The organism is Rhizobium sp. CECT 9324 (assembly GCF_918741265.1).
Taxonomy (GTDB): domain Bacteria; phylum Pseudomonadota; class Alphaproteobacteria; order Rhizobiales; family Rhizobiaceae; genus Allorhizobium.
Genome location: NZ_CAKKMZ010000004.1, coordinates 1 through 16,578, shown reverse-complemented (window position 1 = coordinate 16,578; position 16,578 = coordinate 1). Strand labels below are relative to the sequence as shown.

The following is a 16,578-nucleotide window of genomic DNA, read 5'->3' as shown; positions in this document are numbered from 1 at the left end:
CTTACCGCTGCGGCGTCAGTTCTGGTGCTGTTGCTCTGTCATCGTTCCATATTTCGGACGACTTGATGATCATCTCATCGACCGCGTTTGTTTGGTTCCGCACCTTCGCCACCAGCTCATCGAAATCACGCATCGTGAGCGCGTCTGGCGATTGCTTGCGAGCTTCTTGAACGATGGCTGTTATCGTGCTTTCCGCAATTTCAGGGCGTGTTCGCCCGGTTTTCAGGATAAGCTCTGTCTGCCAATGATCATACATGCCGGCTGCTTCAGGGCAGGGGGTTTGCATGCCGATGTAGTTTAGGAAGCGCCACATGCTTCTGTCGGCGAAACGCAGCCAGAGGAATGTGTTTGGTGCCATCACGCCGGCAGAGCGCGCAGCCTTCAGCGTGCCGTCCTTTCCGTCCGTGAGAGATGATGCCAGCACGCCGAAAACATAACCATGGCGCTGTACGATTCTGTCGATCACATCGACCGGCCGCTTGGGATCAATGCCGGCAGAGGGTTTCACGATGATTTTCGCCAGTTCTTCCTTTGCCCGTTTTGTGGTCCTGAAATTGGGGCCGACTTTGGCGAGATGATCGGCGAGGATTACCATGTTTGCTGGCTGGTCGATGCCGAGACCCACATCAGAGCCTTTTGCCTTCTTCCATGCCTTTTTGGGCTTTCCGCCCTTCTTTTCGGTGTCAGGGTAGTCGTAAGGGCCGATCACCAGACTGTCGCCGAGCTTGGCCTTTTCGCGGTTGATGTCCCGCCAGACCTCCCGAAGAAATTCTTCGCTCGCCTCCAGAACATTCGAGAGTTTGGTGCTGCTGTCGTGCAGCGCGTTCACCCGCACGAGGGACGAATAAAGGATGACGCTCGCATACCATGGCAGCTCGTCTATCGCAGCGCGAACAGCCGCATCGTTGCGGAGGTTCACGTTCAGAAACGGATTGAGGGGGCCAAACGGCTTTTCGAGCGCTTTGCGCAAGGCCGTGCGGTTAATTGCGCGCTCGCCGGCCTTTTGCTCATCATCGACTTCTTCAGGCTTGAGAGACGACTTTTCCTCTTCCTCGGCAGGCATCTTGAATTTGTCGGCGACGATAGCGCCGCTGTCGATCAGCAGCTCAAGCGCCGACATTGGCTGTGATGCAGGTCCTGTGCTCGCAGAATACCGGTGCATCGGGAATTTCAGGAAGAACTCGCAATGGGGATAAAACGGTGCGAAGCGCTGCATCAGCTCTTTGTGGCTCATCGCATACTCTGCATCCTTGTTCGGTCGCAGATAGGTGATGATGTGTTTGCCTTCGACCTTCGCCTTCATCAGAAGGCCCACAAGCAGGATGATCCCTGCGCTCACCACGCCGAAGGGCAGGGATGAAAGAAATATCGACTGGATGCTCAGCTCTTTGCCCGGCGTGAAGGTGAAATAGTCGCCCCATGCGGTCAGCTTCCAGAGCCCGCCTGTTTCGGCCGTGCGAGCGGCGCGATAGAGAAGGCCGACTGGCGCGCGGAAAATCACCCATACGACGGTGAGGATCGCCAAGCAGAAAAACAGCGCCGTGCAGATTTCCAGCCATCCGATGCTCTTCTGTTCCCTTGGTGCCATTTTCCCTTTTCCCAATCGATTATTGACAGTAAATTCATTAGCGGAAACGTTATCAAATGTTTCAGCGATTTGCCATCTGGAGGGTGCCGTGAAACTGATGATTGTCGAAAGCCCGACGAAGGCAAAGAAAATCGGATCATTGCTTGGCACCGGCTGGCGAGTAGAGGCCAGTATGGGGCACATTGTCGATCTGCCAACCGACCAGATGGCTGTCGAGCCGCAGACCTATCAGCTCACCTACGTTGCATCAGAGCGCGGCCGATCTGTCATCAGCCGTTTAAAGCCGCTGGTGGCCGAGGCCGAGGCCATTTTTCTAGCGACCGACCCTGATCGCGAGGGGGAAGCGATATCCGAGCATTTAAAGCGCTTTCTGCGCATCGAGCGGTATCAGCGCGTGACCTTCAACGAGATAACGGACACGGGCATCAGGGCGGCGCTCGCTGCACCTCGTCCGATCGATCGGCGTCTTGTCGCGGCGCAGGAAGCACGCAGAGCGGCGGATCGATTGATCGGATATCGCGTTTCCTTCCCGATCTCGACGGCTGCGGGCCAATCCTTGACGGCTGGCCGCTGCCAGTCACCAGCCGTTCGACTTGTTGTGGAGCGGCAAAACGAAATCGACCGCTTCAAGGTGACGGACCATTTCTCTGCTCTGGCCGAGTTTGAGAACGGCGCGTGGAGTGCCGAATGGCAAACGAAATCCTTTCTGCAGGGTGATGACGAATACATCCTCGATCAGAGTTTGGCCGAGCGTGCAGCGGCTTGCCGCAGCTTCACAGTGATGGGGGCATCAGAGAAACCTGTCGCCAAGGGACCGCCTGCGCCGTTTACCACGTCCGCGCTCTTGCAGGCTGCGGGCGCTACCCTCGGATACCCGCCAGCTCTGACGCAGAAGATCGCGCAGAGCTTATTCGAAGCCGGTTTGATCACCTACCATCGGACGGATAACCCGAACCTCTCGGATGACGGCATGGCGGCTATTGCTGACTATGCCGAGGGACAGGGCTGGATGCTTTCGGAAAAGAAACGCCGATGGCCCTTGCCTGAAGGGGCGCAGGAGGCCCACGAGGCTATCAGGCCGACACATGTCGAGGATCGTGACGCAGGCGAGGATGACAAGCAGAAAGCGCTATATCGCCTCATCTGGCAGCGCGCCGTTGCCTCGCAGCTCACCGATGCCATCTATAAAACCGTGACGCTCGATCTTGCTGCCGAGGCCGGCGCTGAACGCTTCGCGTTCCGTGCACGTAGCGCCGAGCTGGTTCGGCAGGGCTGGAAAGTCGTCGCTGCGGACGAGAAATCCGACGATGACGACGATGAAGAAGCGACCAACGGTCGTGTCCCACTGCTACAGCCAGGTACTTCCGTGACCGCCACGGGTGGCAAGATTTTGCGCAAGGCGACAAAGCCGCCACGGCGCTACACGGAAACCAGCTTGATCCGAAAATTAGAGCTTATGGGCATCGGCAGGCCATCGACATTCGCCGCCATCGTATCGAACATCTGCAATAAGAAATATGTCGTCGTGGAGAAGCGCTATCTTGTCCCGACGCAGAGCGGCCGGGCCATCGTCGGGAACCTCGTCGGCCGTTTTGATTTCGCGGAATACGACTTCACCAAAGACCTCGAAAAGCGCCTCGATCTCATCGCGGAGGGCAAAGAACGCTATCTCGATGTGATCACCGATCTTGATCAGCGCCTCGATGTCGAACTTGGCAAGCTGGCGAACGTCAAGCCAGCTCACCCTTGCCCGAAGTGCGGGAAGGCACTGCGTCTTGTCAGCGGCAAGACGCGGAGTTTCTTCGGATGCTCTGGATATCGCGATGGATGCCCGGTCATTTGCGAAAATGACAACGGCAAGCTGGGCGCGATCATAGAACGGTCAGACAAGCCCTCTGACAAGCAAACGGCCTTTGCACGGAAGATTGCTGAGGAGAACTGCTTACCGCTGCCTGACGATGTTCTGGCATCGGCAAAGGCGCTTTCGGAATGGATGGATAAGGCCCTCGCAGCAGCCCCGCCGCGCCCGGCCAGTGACAAACAGCGGGAATTCATCGCCACCTTGATCGAGCAGAACGGCTTGGAGCCACCGTCAGGATGGCCGGATAACGTCACGAGTGCTGTAGCAAGGGCGTTCCTTTCAAAATATGAAAAGGGCAAAGGAAAAGCAAAGTCGTCGCGTAAGCGGAAAGCTTCGTAGTGAAGAAGATAGCAATAGGGGTGAGAGATTTGCCTGATCGAACAAAACAGCCGAACCAGATCGACATTGAAGTGGGTAGCCGGATACGGTTACAGAGGCATCTAAGGGGTATAAGCCAAGTAGCCTTTGGCGAAGCCCTTGGCGTGACTTTTCAGCAGGTCCAGAAATACGAGAAGGGCACAAACAGGGTGAGCGCAAGTCGCCTTTCGGATGTCGCCCGTATCCTTGGCCAGCCGGTCTCCTACTTCTTCGGTAACGAGCAGGGCCAGCACAATGTCGATCAGGAGACCGGTGACGTGGCGCAGTTTGTTGGAAGCGGCGAAGGTCTAGCGTTGAACCGCTACTATACGAGAATAACAGATGCTCGCGTCAGGCGAAAATTCCTCGCGTTGGTGACGACTCTGGCCGATTTAGATTCGGCCGACAGCAGATAAGGATTCGACGGGATTATAGCGGATTTGCGCCGTGCTTCAGGGCCATAATTGTCCGTGAAGCCTGCGGTGCGCCGCTGATCAGGTCCGCTGTAATCTGGTCATCGCCGCGTGTGCTGATCGATATCGACCCGAAGCCAAGTATCCGGCCGATCATGGATTGCGTGAATTGGACACCGATGATCTCACGCACCGAAGTTGTGAAAACGTCCCGACTGATAAAACCCGTTCGCCAGAGCACGCGGTTGCTGAACACCCGAAGTTCTGTTGTCATATACCGGATTAAGCACGCGAGCACGTTCGTTGCGAAGCCCATGGCGATGATCGCGGTCAGGATGCGCGTGACGAGGAAGAGTGTAGGGTAGGCGCTCTCATATCGTGCTAACCCCATCACCATCGGGCCAAGATTGTTCATCAAATTGAGGTTCGAGGTCCAAAAGTACCAAAGTGCTGCCGTGCCAAGTCCAGCAATCAGGATCGGTCCAATGAAAATGACTTTCGAGAGACGATAGATCGTCAAGGGTTCTTGCTCGTCGTCTTCCATCCATCCGATCTCGCTGTTTGTTTCACAACGAAGTCATACCATTTTTTGTTGTCGTTGATAAAGGTGGCCGTCAGGATGTCTTGGTCCGATTTTTGACGAGACGATAATCCTTGGAGACCATGCCGGTCTCACTCGCCGCACCAACCATGGCAGCTCTCACCCATACAGTCTTATCAGGAAGTCGCCGCAGGTGGCCTCGTCGAAGGTGAAGGCGAGGGCTGGCATGAGCGCCGCTCCCGCTTCCAGCACCACTCGGCATCGCCCGATCAGCCGCCAGCGCCAGAACTTTGTACGAGAAGAACGGTTCCTTTCCCTTCGCAATCCGAGCTTTGTTGAGCTTGGCAGGGGCTTCAATATCTGTCGTGGCGATGTTCTGGCAGTTCAGCACGGCGCACGCCTGAATCACCGCCATACCCTCATCTCGGGTGTCGTTCATGATATTCGCGAAGCCCGTTTCTCGGTCGTAATTAGCCGCGACGGCATCGAAATGTTCTGGTTGGAGAATGAATGGTTCAGCCGCGAATTGTTGAGGCTTTTTCGGCAGTAGGCCAGCGCTGTTCAGAGCTTCCATCGCTCGTGCGCTGAGCGGACTGATGTTTTCCTGATCGACCTCTGCCAAGCTGTTTTCGTAAGGCACGAATGCCCCGCCGATGCCCATATTCCAAATGCCGGGATTATCGAGCCACGAAATAGGAAGAACGAAGACACCTCCTTGCGGGAAGCGTTGCAGAACGATGTTCAAATGCGCCAGTTGTGGCGGGGTTGCATCCGGCTCCCAACATAGCGCTATGCGCCGCGTTGATTTGTAGTGGTCGAGAAAGCCAGCGTCCTTTGCATCGGTGTTCTGCCATGGAGCCTCGAAGGCCACCAAGGGGAACGGAAGCTTCAGCAAGTCGATATGCGCTTGTGACACGTGCAATGGATCGAGCAGCTCCGCGCAGTTGGGAAGGATGAATTTCACCGATCTACGCAACATATCGCTGACGACGCGGATCGCCGTGACGGATCGGACAAAGTGCGGCGGTAGGCGCTGCACAATGACCTTCATGTCCTCGATGGCATGGGCGCTATAATTCAGCGCCGTAACGTTTTCGCCTGTCTCCATTCCGTGGGTCTCTCCGCTTACGACTGGCACCATTGGTTTCGATCACGGTCAGGGCAATCGCATATGGCTCACGCGAGTAAGCCATTGAGAACGTTTCGGAGAAAGTCGTCATCCCAGCCTGCCCTCTTGAGCTTGATGGAGAGCGAGCCCTTCGACGTGTCCCTGCGCATGACGTCGAGAGCACGGCGACGCAGGATGGCGATGTTGCCCGGGCTGTTATCCTTGCGGTTGCATGCCGCGTCTTCGCGGAACGACACGTCCAGCTGCCAGTGCAGACTGTTCTCGATAGCCCAGTGGGCGCGTACGGTCGCCAGCAGGACCTCCGGTGTCGGCACCCAGGACAGCGCGAAGTACCTCGTTTCCGAGGTTGTGCCCTCGGCTGTTTTTCGGGTGGCCTCGACCCGTCCAAAAGCCTTCAGGCCCGGGAATTCATGATGCTCTGCCAGAGCCTTGCTCGAAACGACGGTCGCCTTTCGGGTTTCCGTCCGGCCGTGGCCGATATCCTCGGAAAGCGCGCTTGGGTGCGCGTCTGGCTCGGCCCCGAAGCTGGCCCGGGCATCGGACAGGAGCGAGTCCTGGTTGGCCTTGAGCGCCAGGCACCAGTCGCCACCACCCGCGTTAATCGCAGCAACCGTACGGCGATTGCAGTGCAGGGCATCGGCGGTCACCACCTTCCCCTTGAGCGCGATCAGGCCAAGCGCTTCGATGGCGGCCTCCAGTTCCGTACCCCGATCGGCCGGCACGCTGGCCAGCGTCAGGCGCAGCCGCGCCGCATAGGCCGAGACCATCATCCGCGTCCGGCCGCTCTCTCCCGCATCGCGGGCCCCGCGCAGGGCCTTGCCGTCAACGGCGATCACGTCGCCATCACGAAGGAGGGCCGCGACATCGGCCAGCACGCGCCCGAAAGCCGCATCGAGCGCCTTGGGATCGATCATCCGGAACACGGCCGAGAAGGTGTCATGCGACGGAACCGCGTGCTTGAGCTTGAGGAAACCCCTGAAAACGCTTTCCTTTGCGCGCCCGAAGGCCGCCATCTCGGCGCAGGAGGTCGCGCCGCAAAGGACCGACACAAAGGCGATGACCAGCAGCTCACCCAAGTCATGTCGCGTGTTCTCGGCGCGGGGATCGGGGACATCTTCGAAGGCGGACAGGATCGGCACGCCTTTGATCAGCGGATTGTCCGAGATCACGGTGATAAATGCGTTGAATGCCTCGGATCTGGCGGCGATCCCGTCCAGCCAAAGCAGAATTGCCTCATCCATGCTGCTCATTCCCTCTGCCGTTGCGCTTATGTCTCTCCTTTGTGGCCTTGCGACCGCTGTCCCGCGCCTATTGCGCGCCCAAGCTGCACAATATGCAAAGATTTTGTGGCAATTTGGCGGCGATTTCCACCGCCCCGATCTCGCAGGCCCTCGCAGAGCCTCCATCACAGCCGTTCTTCGCCATCCACGGCATTAGGTTTTGACAAAAGGCGCCGGTTGCTTAGGATCGACATGTAACACTTGGCGATGCGCGCGGCATCCGCGCACAGCACCGGGTCAGTTCACGGGCACTATAGGAGGATTTAGATGACCGATATGAATAAGAAACAGGGTGGAACGGGCTCGACCACGGGCACCGGCGCACCGGCGGTAAGCGACCGCAACTCTCTGACCGTGGGCCCCGATGGCCCGATCCTGCTGCATGACGTGCATTTCCTCGAGCAAATGGCCCATTTCAACCGCGAGAAAGTGCCCGAGCGCCAGCCCCACGCCAAAGGTTCGGGCGCGTTCGGCACTTTCGAGACCACCCATGACGTCTCGGCCTATACCAAGGCGGCGCTGTTCCAAAAGGGCGCAACCACCGAGATGCTGGCGCGCTTCTCCACCGTTGCCGGCGAGATGGGCAGCCCCGACACATGGCGCGATGTGCGCGGCTTCTCGCTGAAATTCTACACCGATGAGGGCAATTACGATCTCGTCGGCAATAACACCCCGATTTTCTTTGTCCGTGACCCGATGAAATTCCCGCATTTCATCCGCAGCCAGAAACGCCTGCCGGACTCGGGTCTGCGCGACAATCATATGCAGTGGGATTTCTGGACCAATAACCCCGAATCCGCGCATCAGGTGACCTATCTGATGGGCGTGCGCGGGCTGCCCCGCACCTGGCGTCATATGAACGGCTACGGCTCGCACACCTATATGTGGGTGAACGAGGCGGGGGAGCGGTTCTGGGTGAAATACCATTTCCACACCCATCAGGGGATGGAGTTCTTCACCAATGAAGAGGCCGGCGCGATGGCCGGTGCCGATGCAGATTTCCACCGCCGCGACCTGTTTGACGCGATTGCCCGTGGCGAGCATCCGGCCTGGACGATGTCGGTGCAGGTGATGCCCTATGAAGAGGGAAAAACCTATCATATCAACCCCTTTGACCTGACCAAAACCTGGCCGCATGCGGATTACCCGCTGATCGAAGTCGGCAAGATGACCCTGAACCGCAACCCCGAGAACTTCTTTGCCCAGATCGAGCAGGCGGCCTTCTCGCCGGGGAATACAGTGCCGGGGATTGGCCTCTCGCCGGATAAAATGCTGCTTGGCCGCGCCTTTGCCTATAATGATGCGCAGCGCAACCGGATCGGCACCAACTTCCACCAGCTGCCGGTGAACCAGCCCAAGGTTCCGGTGAACACCTATATGTTCGACGGGCAGATGGCCTATCACCACAGCGGCAGCGCACCGGTGCATGCGACCAATAGCGGCGGCCGCAGCTGGTCCGACGAGACCGGCGCGGTGCATGACGGCTGGGAGGCGGACGGCGATTTCGTGCGCAGCGCCTATACGTTGCGGCCGGGTGATGACGACTTCTCGCAGCCGGGCAAACTGGTGCGCGAGGTGTTCAATGATGACGAGCGCCGCCAGTTGGTCGAGACGGTCAGCGGCGCGCTGCTCGGCGGGGTGCGCTCTCCGGTGCTCGAGCGGGCGTTCGACTATTGGAAGAGCGTCGACGCGGAGGTCGGCCAGCGCATCGAAGACGCGGTGCGCGCGGGGCAGGCGGGCTAAGCCCAGCGTTCCGGGATGAACACAGACGCCGGCCCTCACAAGGGGCCGGCGTTTTTATCTCTGCGTCGCCCGTGGCCCCCACGGGCCGCGCCCGACCCTCCCCCAAGGAGGGGGCGCCTCGGCGCTGTCTTTCACCGCACACCCGACATCAGTGCTTTTGAGCGCAGAGCTTCGTGGCAAGGACTGGCGCCCACCCAAGATCGGGCGCGTCCCTTATCGCTTCACTTTGAGTGGAGGTGTGAGGATACCGTTGGCAGATGCCCCTGAAAATCTCAGCGAAGCATGTCCCAACTGCAGGGCCCGGCGGCACCGCCGGGCCGCGCCCGACCCTCCCCATGGGAGGGCGCATCGGTGATGTCTTTCACCGCACACCTGACATCAGTGCTTTTGAGCGCCCGCGTTGTGGAGCGGGTGCGCGCGCCCACCCAGGGTCGGGCGCGGCCCTTCGTGCTTTGCTCACAGCGATGCGGAAGCGGTGCGGGGGCGAAGCACCGTGAGAACTCTCAGCGCTATGAGCCCCGACATCAGGGGAATCGCATATGGCCGTGACGCACTGAACGGGATGGCTTGTGGCTGGGCTCATGATGGATTCTGAAGGTGGACTCGTCCTCCTGGAGCCCATCACCGTCATGCATCTGTTCCTGTCCGCCTTCGAAGATGTCCCCGATCCCCGCGCCGAGAACACGCGACATGACTTGGGTGAGCTGCTGGTCATCGCCTTTGTGTCGGTCCTTTGCGGCGCGACCTCCTGCGCCGAGATGGCGGCCTTCGGGCGCGCAAAGGAAAGCGTTTTCAGGGGTTTCCTCAAGCTCAAGCACGCGGTTCCGTCGCATGACACCTTCTCGGCCGTGTTCCGGATGATCGATCCCAAGGCGCTCGATGCGGCTTTCGGGCGCGTGCTGGCCGATGTCGCGGCCCTCCTTCGTGATGGCGACGTGATCGCCGTTGACGGCAAGGCCCTGCGCGGGGCCCGCGATGCGGGAGAGAGCGGCCGGACGCGGATGATGGTCTCGGCCTATGCGGCGCGGCTGCGCCTGACGCTGGCCAGCGTGCCGGCCGATCGGGGTACGGAACTGGAGGCCGCCATCGAAGCGCTTGGCCTGATCGCGCTCAAGGGGAAGGTGGTGACCGCCGATGCCCTGCACTGCAATCGCCGTACGGTTGCTGCGATTAACGCGGGTGGTGGCGACTGGTGCCTGGCGCTCAAGGCCAACCAGGACTCGCTCCTGTCCGATGCCCGGGCCAGCTTCGGGGCCGAGCCAGACGCGCACCCAAGCGCGCTTTCCGAGGATATCGGCCACGGCCGGACGGAAACCCGAAAGGCGACCGTCGTTTCGAGCAAGGCTCTGGCAGAGCATCATGAATTCCCGGGCCTGAAGGCTTTTGGACGGGTCGAGGCCACCCGAAAAACAGCCGAGGGCACAACCTCGGAAACGAGGTACTTCGCGCTGTCCTGGGTGCCGACACCGGAGGTCCTGCTGGCGACCGTACGCGCCCACTGGGCTATCGAGAACAGTCTGCACTGGCAGCTGGACGTGTCGTTCCGCGAAGACGCGGCACGCAACCGCAAGGATAACAGCCCGGGCAACATCGCCATCCTGCGTCGCCGTGCTCTCGACGTCATGCGCAGGGACACGTCGAAGGGCTCGCTCTCCATCAAGCTCAAGAGGGCAGGCTGGGATGACGACTTTCTCCGAAACGTTCTCAATGGCTTACTCGCGTGAGCCATATGCGATTGCCCTGCGATCACGGTATCCGCCGCGATAAGCGCGGCCGAGGCCGAGTCCGATCATCTGATCTGCAATGTCGCCTTGCGGCGTCATTACCCGCGTCAGCGTGCGACCATAGCGGTCTTCGCCTTGGACTTGATACTGGATACCGGGCGCGCTCATGAGGTGCTGGAGCTGCTGTGTCGCGCGATCCGCGAGCGCTCGTTCCTGACCGCATCGAGCGCCATCGCCCGCTTCCGGTGCATCGTAACCAACGATCCGGTGCTTAATGCCTTGTAGCCAGAACGTGTCGCCATCGACAATGCAGGTGTTCCGCTTGCCGCTTGTGCAGACGGGCCAATGGTCCTGAGCGGCCGGGGCCGATGACGTGGCAAGCGCTGCGAGAGCTGCCATGATTCCGGTTCTGATATGCAATCGTCTATCTCCTTCACTCGCCAGCAAAATAGCCGGGACGGCGTGCAATCTCTTCTTCTGCCAGCATGTCCGCGAACAAGGGCATTTTCTTTTCCAGCCGTCGCCGCAGGTTCCGCTTTCGGGCGGCACCCTTCGCTTCAGCGCTCCACCGGCGGATCGGCTTGACTGTCAGTGAGTTCCAGCACACGGCATAGCCCGCACCGGGTTTCCAGAGCGCCATCACTTCTGGCGGTACTGGTGATCCGGCTGGAACATCGACGGCGATCAGGACGCGCTCTCCGGGGCAAGGAACGTGCGGGAGACGCCATTCGAGGGAATATCGGCACATCTCCTTTTCACGAACGCTGGATTTCATTGTGCGGCCCGTGCTGCTGCGTCTCGCAGTGCTTCCGCTGTCTCGACGGCTTGTGTTTCAGCGAGGCGTTCAGATTGCGCATAACCCCATGCCATGAATCCGTCGCCATCCAGTTTGACACAAACGGCTTTCTCGCCCGCGTGACGAGCTGCTGTCATGGGCACGGTGCGTCTGGAAATGATCGAGTATGTCATTGGTATCCCCTTAGATCGAGCAGCTACCAGCGCGGCACGCGATCATGCGATCGATCGCTGCTTGCGCTTCCGCCTCGCGGACAAGGTTTATGGCGGCTTCCATGCTGTCCAGCGGATCGCCGTAGGGAGCCTTAGTTCGGGTGTTGAGGACTGCCCATTTCCGATCCGGCGTCTGTTCGACGGTGTAAAGCATAGGGGGTTCTCCCTGCTATTGCATCAATCGTGTATATGATTGAAGTGATAACGTGTATATGTTATGTAGTCAATATCATATACACGAAAAGGTGCTTTTGTGGCTGCAAAAGATATACACGAAACTCCTGCCAAGGGCGGGCGCAAAAAGCAGTTCACGGAGCGTCTACAGCTTCCTTTGGCCGAAGGGACCACGGCGAAGATAGATTCAGTCCTCGACGCTGGCGAGGTGCGTTTGGACTTCATTCGAGGGGCTATAGAGCGTGAATTGAAGAGACGCGCAAAATCACGGACTCTGACCGGCGACGACAGCTAGGGGGAAGGATGAAGACCGGCGATATTTATTACAGGGCTGGCGTCGATGAAACCGGCAAAACCTACGTCGATGAATGGATATTGCGAACGATCCGCCAACCTTACGGATATTTGGTCATCAAGCTGAAGGCCGTCACGTGGGGAAAGCGCAGCACCAAGAACGGTGATTTCGGATGGCTCGATCCCATCGATCCCCTGTTTCGTACGCGGTTCAAGGTGGTCGATGGCGTGCCGGGGGGATATGCTCGAACCAAGTCGGCCGCTTTTCGCAAAGCGCTGGCCGAGGCCCGAGCATCGCGAAAAAAATGGCCGGATGATCCCGAGATTGTCGCTGAAGCTGATGCCGAAATTGCCGCTCTTACGAAGCGGCTGAAGCGGGAAAGCTCAGCCGCTCAATGAGAGCCAGGTCGAGTATGGACAGGATCAAGCGTCGTGTTTGTCCCAATCCTTCACTAAGTCCTTTTCCACCAAGGAACCGGCGAAATAATTATAGTGCTCCTGATCGTCGCCGTTGTTGTCAGCGCCAAAGAGATAGACGCTGTGACCAACGCCGCTGCCAAGGTCGCCGTCCTTCTGGCTTAACCGGCTGGCGCGCGATCTCGCGGCCGAGGCTGAAATCTCGCCGAGGATGATGGTCTCTTCCTTGCCATCCACATAATGCTCCATGCGATAGATCATGGCAGTTCTCCCACGTGATTAAGCGTAGCGGTTTTTGGTGAGGAAATTGACAAGCTCGCCGAACGAGCCTTCTCGATATTTGCCGCCCTGCGGCCAGACATAAAAGATGGTCTGACCGTCCCGGCACAATTCGCCGATCATGGACTCTGCGGCCTGTTCACGGCGTTCCATACGATCCAGCATGCGGCCTTCCGCCTTCATGCGCCGGGCCTGTCTCGCTTCAAGTTGATGTTCGATCTGCATAACGATCCCCTATTCCTGATCAGCGCTTTCACGCTCGTCGGCTGCTGCCTCGATCTTTTTGGCCAACTGCTTTTTGATGCGACGTGTCGCGCCGGCATCCTTTTTGTCGGGAAGATAGTATTTCATGTAGGAGGAAGCGGTCTCGATGTCCTTTTCAGTGTGACCGAGGGCTTCTGCGAAGAACGCGGCTTTCGTCCGCGACTTTGGCCGGAAAAACTGATCGGCGATCTCGGCATAGAGTGCGCGCACGTTATGGGCTTTGATCTTCTTGGCCTCGATCACATTCGGAGTGTCTTCGGGCGCGACCTTCGGCCAGAACTTTTCAAGGATTTCATCGCGGATCGCGGGATAGATGCACTTGGGATTTGGCGCGCGCAGCAAGTCGGCCTTAAATTCGTCGCTCGTCATTTCACGCCAGATTTGCCCGCTTTCACTATAGCGCAGCACCATCCATGCAAAAATGACTTCGCGCGCTTTCGTAAGTACGGGAATAGGGAAAGACTGATCGAATTGGGTTCCATCGTTCCCCCTCGTCTTAGCCTGTCCAGAGAAAAGCACGCGCCATGTCTCATAGCCGCGACCACGGGAATGTTCGGTGCTGGTAGGATCGGCCATCAAGGGCAGCGGCGCAAAGACGCCTTGGCAGAAAATCTCGAACGGTCGACGGCCGGTAAGGATACCGAGCGCCACGCCGATCTCCACGGCGCGCTGCCTTGTGATTTCCGTTGCTGCTTTGCTCGCCGCCTGTTCCAGAGCGCTCCATGATGCATCCGAGGCGGGAATAAGCTCCTTCGCATGGTCTAGGATTTCTTGCCAATGGGGCATAGGCACCAAATCGCGGTGCTGTTCCACGATTGCATCCCGGTATTGGATTGAGCGGGCTTTTTGAGCGTCCTCTGGCGGTCTGACAATCGATAGTGTCAACTCATCGTCCATCCCGCGCCTGCGCAGCTCGTTCCGGTAGGCGGCGGTCGTCGTCAGGACAGTATTGCTCTTGAGGGTCTGGAGCATTTCGTCCAGCTCCGATTTCCAGATTTTCGCGAGGCCACGCTTATAGATGGCGCTGGCCTGCTTATCGGTTTTTCCATCTGCGAGCGCCTGATCGTGGGCTTCCTTGAGCGTTTGTGCGGCAGTACCGAACATATCGATGCTATCTGCGCGGGTCGCCTTGCGCCCGCCTGCACCACGAGACTCGACCGTGCGAAGGGGATCATCGGAGCGGTCGAGCACCTTGACGAAATGAAGCGCGGGGTGATTGTCACCGTAGGCTTCACGAATAGCGTTGCGGTAACGCGAGGCGTAGATGTTGCGGGTCGATACGGACTTATCCGCGAACGTCTCCCATTCCTTTTCCCAAAGATCGGCATAGTCGTCGGCATCAGCCGTCAGGTTGGCGACAAAGGTAGCAATGGCGTCCTTGACCACCGGGCGGCGGCCGGTCTTCGCGCGCTGCTGATTGTCGGTATCGGTCTTCTTCGCATTCATTGGATTGCCTCATCTGGATGAATATTGAAATAGCATAAAATAAAAATAAGCGCGCGGCAACATAAAAAGTAAAAATATCTCGCAAATATTTTATGAAACGACATACTCATATCAGGCGATTGAGGCTTGTAGCGTGTAGCGCTACATGCTACATACGTAGAATGATTATCAGCTTTCGTCACAAGGGACTTGAGACCCTTTATAAAACCGGCTCTGCTCGTGGCGTTCAGGCGGCGCACGTACCGAAGCTATCACGCATTCTCGCATCATTGGATGCAGCAGCATCGCCCGCCGAATTGAGCAATCCCGGCTTAAAATTGCACCCTTTAAAGGGTGAGATGAAAGGGCATTGGTCTGTTTGGGTGAATGGAAACTGGCGAGTGACATTTCGGTTTGTCGGTGCCGACGTGGAGCTGGTCGATTACGTGGATTATCATTGAAGGAGCACATGATTATGATGAAGAACCACCCCCATCCCGGCGAGCTGCTTCGCGAAGATGTTTTGGTGCCTCTTGGTATCGAAGTGACGGAAGCCGCCCAGCGCCTCGGGCTTGCGCGCACGACGCTCTCTCGGATCATCAATGGAAAGTCGGGCATTAGTCCCGATTTGGCGATCCGTCTTGAGCGTGCTGGCGTGAGCACCGCACGTTTCTGGATGAATTTGCAGTCCAATTATGAACTGTCAAAGGCCGAAGAGCGAGGTCAGCCGCAGGTGCAGCCTTTGCAGACTGTAGCGGCTTGAGAAAATAGGGATAGATCGTGCTTTGAGGGCGCGCTGGTTAGAATATGGAGGGTATAACGATGCTCCACCCCGATAATGAAGCTGACCAGCTTCTCACGGCAGCGAGCCATGCCTTGCGGAGTTATCAGTACCACAACGCCAGTCCAGAGCTGGCCGAAGGCATTGCCGACGACATCGATGCCTACCTCGCTCGATTCGAGGAACATCCTTTGCTGCCGATGACGGCGGAGCAGGTTCAGAGCGCACTGGTGGACATGGGATCGATTATCCGGGGCGATGAAGGCGAAGTACCGTGGAAGCGCCTGCGGATTTTGCTCGATCATGGTTTCGCGGTGGTGCGGTTCCCTGTCATGGCTCAGGGAAGTCGAACGTCTGTGAGCATCACCCATAAGGGGATGCAGTTTATGGACCATGCCGTATTCGATAGCGAAAGATCGCGGTCACAAAACTGACCTGGCTCTCGCCCGTTAAGTCGCCTACCGCCGCGTAGGTGTGGATTGAAACACGATCAACGTGGAAAGCGAAGCGGCTGACGCCTCGCGGATTTGCCGACCGTTCGGGCTTAACCGGCGCTTCTTCCGCCGCGTAGCGCCCCTGTGGGGCGTTTCCTGCCCTCTGCCGGCCTCGGTGCCGTTGCAGGTCGAGAGTGAGGCCGTAGGGGTTCCCTACGGCCTTTTCTGTTGGCTTGCTGCGCCGGCACCGGCCACTGGCACCGCTCATCGTTTCCGTTTGGCTTGGAAGGTGTGTTCGACGGTGAGCTTGAGGAAGAGTGGGATTGAGATTTCGAGGGCGATTTTGGTTGAGCCGTTGGGCTTGAGCTTTGCGATGATGCGGGAGAAGGAGGCCATGAGGCGGCGACCTGTTGCGCGGCAAAACTGGAACGTCTGGAACATTCGCGGACCTTTCGTTTGGCATTAGCGCCATGGAAAGAGGATAGGCCGGGGGCGAAATCCGATCAAGCAGAAACGTAAAAATAACGACAAATAATTTTACATAAACATGCGCGAGAGGGCTTGTGTTTAGTAAAAATAACAGGCATAGTAAGACCATGAACAACGGGAGAGCGAGGGGATGGGGAAAGCGGCGAGAAAAGTAAAAAATATGGGAGAATAGTAAAAATAACTGTTGACATAGCTTGCGGATTATGCCATAGTAGGATTGGAAAAGGCTCCGATATTGGCAGAGCGCGCAAGTTTAGTAAAAAAATCGCGACATGGCGATAAAAAGTAAAAATAATGCTTGCGATTAGTAAAAATACCCGATAATATAGTAAAAATATGTGTGGCAAAAGGGACACAGGCGGCGCGTTTAGTATAAA

General features: G+C 58.0%; 20 protein-coding genes. 8 read left to right on the top strand and 12 right to left on the bottom strand.

The features are described 5' to 3' along the window. Nucleotide 1 precedes the first annotated feature (1 nt). Nucleotides 2-1,738: a hypothetical protein gene (locus LQ231_RS26465; protein WP_230175253.1), complete on the bottom strand. Its 1,737-nt coding sequence runs from the start codon at nt 1,736-1,738 to the stop codon at nt 2-4. On the opposite strand from LQ231_RS26465, the gene LQ231_RS26460 reads away from it, so the two are divergent. Next, the gene (locus tag LQ231_RS26460) at nt 1,686-3,788 is read left to right on the top strand and encodes a DNA topoisomerase (protein ID WP_230175389.1); all 2,103 of its coding nucleotides are present in this window, start codon (nt 1,686-1,688) and stop codon (nt 3,786-3,788) included. The genes LQ231_RS26465 and LQ231_RS26460 overlap by 53 nt on opposite strands. 29 nt (nt 3,789-3,817) lie before the next feature. Continuing rightward, complete coding sequence (locus LQ231_RS26455; protein WP_230175388.1) at nt 3,818-4,222, top strand: helix-turn-helix transcriptional regulator; 405 nt, start codon at nt 3,818-3,820, stop codon at nt 4,220-4,222. Nucleotides 4,223-4,235: 13 nt separating this feature from the next. Here the strand turns inward: LQ231_RS26455 and LQ231_RS26450 are convergent, their stop codons facing one another. The 3 genes from LQ231_RS26450 to LQ231_RS26440 all read right to left on the bottom strand — a co-directional run bounded on the left by LQ231_RS26450 (nt 4,236) and on the right by LQ231_RS26440 (nt 7,130). Continuing rightward, nucleotides 4,236-4,763 carry a PH domain-containing protein gene (locus tag LQ231_RS26450; protein WP_230175252.1) on the bottom strand — a complete coding sequence of 176 codons (528 nt, stop codon included), beginning with the start codon at nt 4,761-4,763 and terminating at the stop codon, nt 4,236-4,238. Between the two features lie 70 nt (nt 4,764-4,833). Further along, on the bottom strand, nt 4,834-5,868 hold the full coding sequence (locus LQ231_RS26445; RefSeq protein ID WP_230175251.1) for a hypothetical protein: 1,035 nt from the start codon (nt 5,866-5,868) through the stop codon (nt 4,834-4,836). Nucleotides 5,869-5,936: 68 nt separating this feature from the next. Beyond that, nucleotides 5,937-7,130: an ISAs1 family transposase gene (locus tag LQ231_RS26440; protein WP_230175250.1), complete on the bottom strand. Its 1,194-nt coding sequence runs from the start codon at nt 7,128-7,130 to the stop codon at nt 5,937-5,939. A 306-nt stretch (nt 7,131-7,436) separates the two neighbouring features. Between LQ231_RS26440 and LQ231_RS26435 the strand changes: the two genes are divergently transcribed. Together LQ231_RS26435 and LQ231_RS26430 are read left to right on the top strand one after the other, a co-directional pair. Beyond that, nucleotides 7,437-8,912: a catalase gene (locus tag LQ231_RS26435; RefSeq protein ID WP_015740141.1), complete on the top strand. Its 1,476-nt coding sequence runs from the start codon at nt 7,437-7,439 to the stop codon at nt 8,910-8,912. A gap of 629 nt (nt 8,913-9,541) precedes the next feature. Next, nucleotides 9,542-10,636: an ISAs1 family transposase gene (locus LQ231_RS26430; RefSeq protein ID WP_044098972.1), complete on the top strand. Its 1,095-nt coding sequence runs from the start codon at nt 9,542-9,544 to the stop codon at nt 10,634-10,636. Here LQ231_RS26430 and LQ231_RS26425 read toward each other — a convergent pair. Genes LQ231_RS26425 through LQ231_RS26410 form a run of 4 tightly spaced genes read right to left on the bottom strand, consistent with a single transcriptional unit; the run spans nt 10,625 to nt 11,798 of the window. After that, nucleotides 10,625-11,035 (bottom strand): thermonuclease family protein, encoded by a 411-nt coding sequence (locus tag LQ231_RS26425; RefSeq protein ID WP_230175249.1) that lies wholly within the window; start codon nt 11,033-11,035, stop codon nt 10,625-10,627. The genes LQ231_RS26430 and LQ231_RS26425 overlap by 12 nt on opposite strands. A gap of 34 nt (nt 11,036-11,069) precedes the next feature. After that, nucleotides 11,070-11,384: a theronine dehydrogenase gene (locus tag LQ231_RS26420; RefSeq protein ID WP_230175248.1), complete on the bottom strand. Its 315-nt coding sequence runs from the start codon at nt 11,382-11,384 to the stop codon at nt 11,070-11,072. A 23-nt stretch (nt 11,385-11,407) separates the two neighbouring features. Next, nucleotides 11,408-11,605, bottom strand: coding sequence for a hypothetical protein (locus LQ231_RS26415; RefSeq protein WP_230175246.1), 198 nt, complete (start codon nt 11,603-11,605; stop codon nt 11,408-11,410). Between the two features lie 10 nt (nt 11,606-11,615). Beyond that, complete coding sequence (locus tag LQ231_RS26410) at nt 11,616-11,798, bottom strand: hypothetical protein (RefSeq protein WP_230175244.1); 183 nt, start codon at nt 11,796-11,798, stop codon at nt 11,616-11,618. 323 nt (nt 11,799-12,121) lie between these two features. On the opposite strand from LQ231_RS26410, the gene LQ231_RS26405 reads away from it, so the two are divergent. Continuing rightward, nucleotides 12,122-12,511 carry a hypothetical protein gene (locus tag LQ231_RS26405; RefSeq protein ID WP_230175242.1) on the top strand — a complete coding sequence of 130 codons (390 nt, stop codon included), beginning with the start codon at nt 12,122-12,124 and terminating at the stop codon, nt 12,509-12,511. A 24-nt stretch (nt 12,512-12,535) separates the two neighbouring features. Here LQ231_RS26405 and LQ231_RS26400 read toward each other — a convergent pair whose 3' ends face one another. The 3 genes from LQ231_RS26400 to LQ231_RS26390 are packed head-to-tail and all read right to left on the bottom strand — an operon-like array spanning nt 12,536 to nt 14,518. Further along, nucleotides 12,536-12,790: a hypothetical protein gene (locus tag LQ231_RS26400; protein WP_230175240.1), complete on the bottom strand. Its 255-nt coding sequence runs from the start codon at nt 12,788-12,790 to the stop codon at nt 12,536-12,538. An 18-nt stretch (nt 12,791-12,808) separates the two neighbouring features. Further along, nucleotides 12,809-13,033 (bottom strand): hypothetical protein, encoded by a 225-nt coding sequence (locus LQ231_RS26395; RefSeq protein ID WP_230175238.1) that lies wholly within the window; start codon nt 13,031-13,033, stop codon nt 12,809-12,811. Between the two features lie 9 nt (nt 13,034-13,042). Next, a complete protein-coding gene (locus LQ231_RS26390; RefSeq protein WP_230175236.1) occupies nt 13,043-14,518 on the bottom strand; it encodes a protelomerase family protein in 1,476 nt (491 codons plus the stop codon). 161 nt (nt 14,519-14,679) lie between these two features. Here LQ231_RS26390 and LQ231_RS26385 point away from each other — a divergent pair, with 161 nt between their 5' ends. The 3 genes from LQ231_RS26385 to LQ231_RS26375 are packed head-to-tail and all read left to right on the top strand — an operon-like array spanning nt 14,680 to nt 15,712. Next, nucleotides 14,680-14,958: a type II toxin-antitoxin system RelE/ParE family toxin gene (locus LQ231_RS26385; protein ID WP_230175234.1), complete on the top strand. Its 279-nt coding sequence runs from the start codon at nt 14,680-14,682 to the stop codon at nt 14,956-14,958. A gap of 14 nt (nt 14,959-14,972) precedes the next feature. Beyond that, nucleotides 14,973-15,260 carry a HigA family addiction module antitoxin gene (locus LQ231_RS26380; RefSeq protein WP_230175232.1) on the top strand — a complete coding sequence of 96 codons (288 nt, stop codon included), beginning with the start codon at nt 14,973-14,975 and terminating at the stop codon, nt 15,258-15,260. Between the two features lie 59 nt (nt 15,261-15,319). Beyond that, nucleotides 15,320-15,712, top strand: coding sequence for a hypothetical protein (locus tag LQ231_RS26375; RefSeq protein WP_230175230.1), 393 nt, complete (start codon nt 15,320-15,322; stop codon nt 15,710-15,712). 264 nt (nt 15,713-15,976) lie between these two features. Here LQ231_RS26375 and LQ231_RS26370 read toward each other — a convergent pair whose 3' ends face one another. Beyond that, the gene (locus tag LQ231_RS26370; protein WP_230175228.1) at nt 15,977-16,153 is read right to left on the bottom strand and encodes a hypothetical protein; all 177 of its coding nucleotides are present in this window, start codon (nt 16,151-16,153) and stop codon (nt 15,977-15,979) included. Nucleotides 16,154-16,578: the final 425 nt, after the last annotated feature.

What these genes read in the sequence shown, in the direction of transcription:
- LQ231_RS26425 (WP_230175249.1), bottom strand. Translation starts at nt 11,035, where the DNA reads ATGGCAGCTCTCGCAGCGCTTGCCACGTCATCGGCCCCGGCCGCTCAG.
- LQ231_RS26395 (WP_230175238.1), bottom strand. Translation starts at nt 13,033, where the DNA reads ATGCAGATCGAACATCAACTTGAAGCGAGACAGGCCCGGCGCATGAAG.
- LQ231_RS26415 (WP_230175246.1), bottom strand. Translation starts at nt 11,605, where the DNA reads ATGACATACTCGATCATTTCCAGACGCACCGTGCCCATGACAGCAGCT.
- LQ231_RS26390 (WP_230175236.1), bottom strand. Translation starts at nt 14,518, where the DNA reads ATGAATGCGAAGAAGACCGATACCGACAATCAGCAGCGCGCGAAGACC.
- LQ231_RS26420 (WP_230175248.1), bottom strand. Translation starts at nt 11,384, where the DNA reads ATGTGCCGATATTCCCTCGAATGGCGTCTCCCGCACGTTCCTTGCCCC.
- LQ231_RS26435 (WP_015740141.1), top strand. Translation starts at nt 7,437, where the DNA reads ATGACCGATATGAATAAGAAACAGGGTGGAACGGGCTCGACCACGGGC.
- LQ231_RS26370 (WP_230175228.1), bottom strand. Translation starts at nt 16,153, where the DNA reads ATGTTCCAGACGTTCCAGTTTTGCCGCGCAACAGGTCGCCGCCTCATG.
- LQ231_RS26380 (WP_230175232.1), top strand. Translation starts at nt 14,973, where the DNA reads ATGATGAAGAACCACCCCCATCCCGGCGAGCTGCTTCGCGAAGATGTT.
- LQ231_RS26440 (WP_230175250.1), bottom strand. Translation starts at nt 7,130, where the DNA reads ATGGATGAGGCAATTCTGCTTTGGCTGGACGGGATCGCCGCCAGATCC.
- LQ231_RS26460 (WP_230175389.1), top strand. Translation starts at nt 1,686, where the DNA reads ATGATTGTCGAAAGCCCGACGAAGGCAAAGAAAATCGGATCATTGCTT.
- LQ231_RS26375 (WP_230175230.1), top strand. Translation starts at nt 15,320, where the DNA reads ATGCTCCACCCCGATAATGAAGCTGACCAGCTTCTCACGGCAGCGAGC.
- LQ231_RS26450 (WP_230175252.1), bottom strand. Translation starts at nt 4,763, where the DNA reads ATGGAAGACGACGAGCAAGAACCCTTGACGATCTATCGTCTCTCGAAA.
- LQ231_RS26410 (WP_230175244.1), bottom strand. Translation starts at nt 11,798, where the DNA reads ATGCTTTACACCGTCGAACAGACGCCGGATCGGAAATGGGCAGTCCTC.
- LQ231_RS26430 (WP_044098972.1), top strand. Translation starts at nt 9,542, where the DNA reads ATGCATCTGTTCCTGTCCGCCTTCGAAGATGTCCCCGATCCCCGCGCC.
- LQ231_RS26445 (WP_230175251.1), bottom strand. Translation starts at nt 5,868, where the DNA reads ATGGAGACAGGCGAAAACGTTACGGCGCTGAATTATAGCGCCCATGCC.
- LQ231_RS26385 (WP_230175234.1), top strand. Translation starts at nt 14,680, where the DNA reads ATGATTATCAGCTTTCGTCACAAGGGACTTGAGACCCTTTATAAAACC.
- LQ231_RS26405 (WP_230175242.1), top strand. Translation starts at nt 12,122, where the DNA reads ATGAAGACCGGCGATATTTATTACAGGGCTGGCGTCGATGAAACCGGC.
- LQ231_RS26400 (WP_230175240.1), bottom strand. Translation starts at nt 12,790, where the DNA reads ATGATCTATCGCATGGAGCATTATGTGGATGGCAAGGAAGAGACCATC.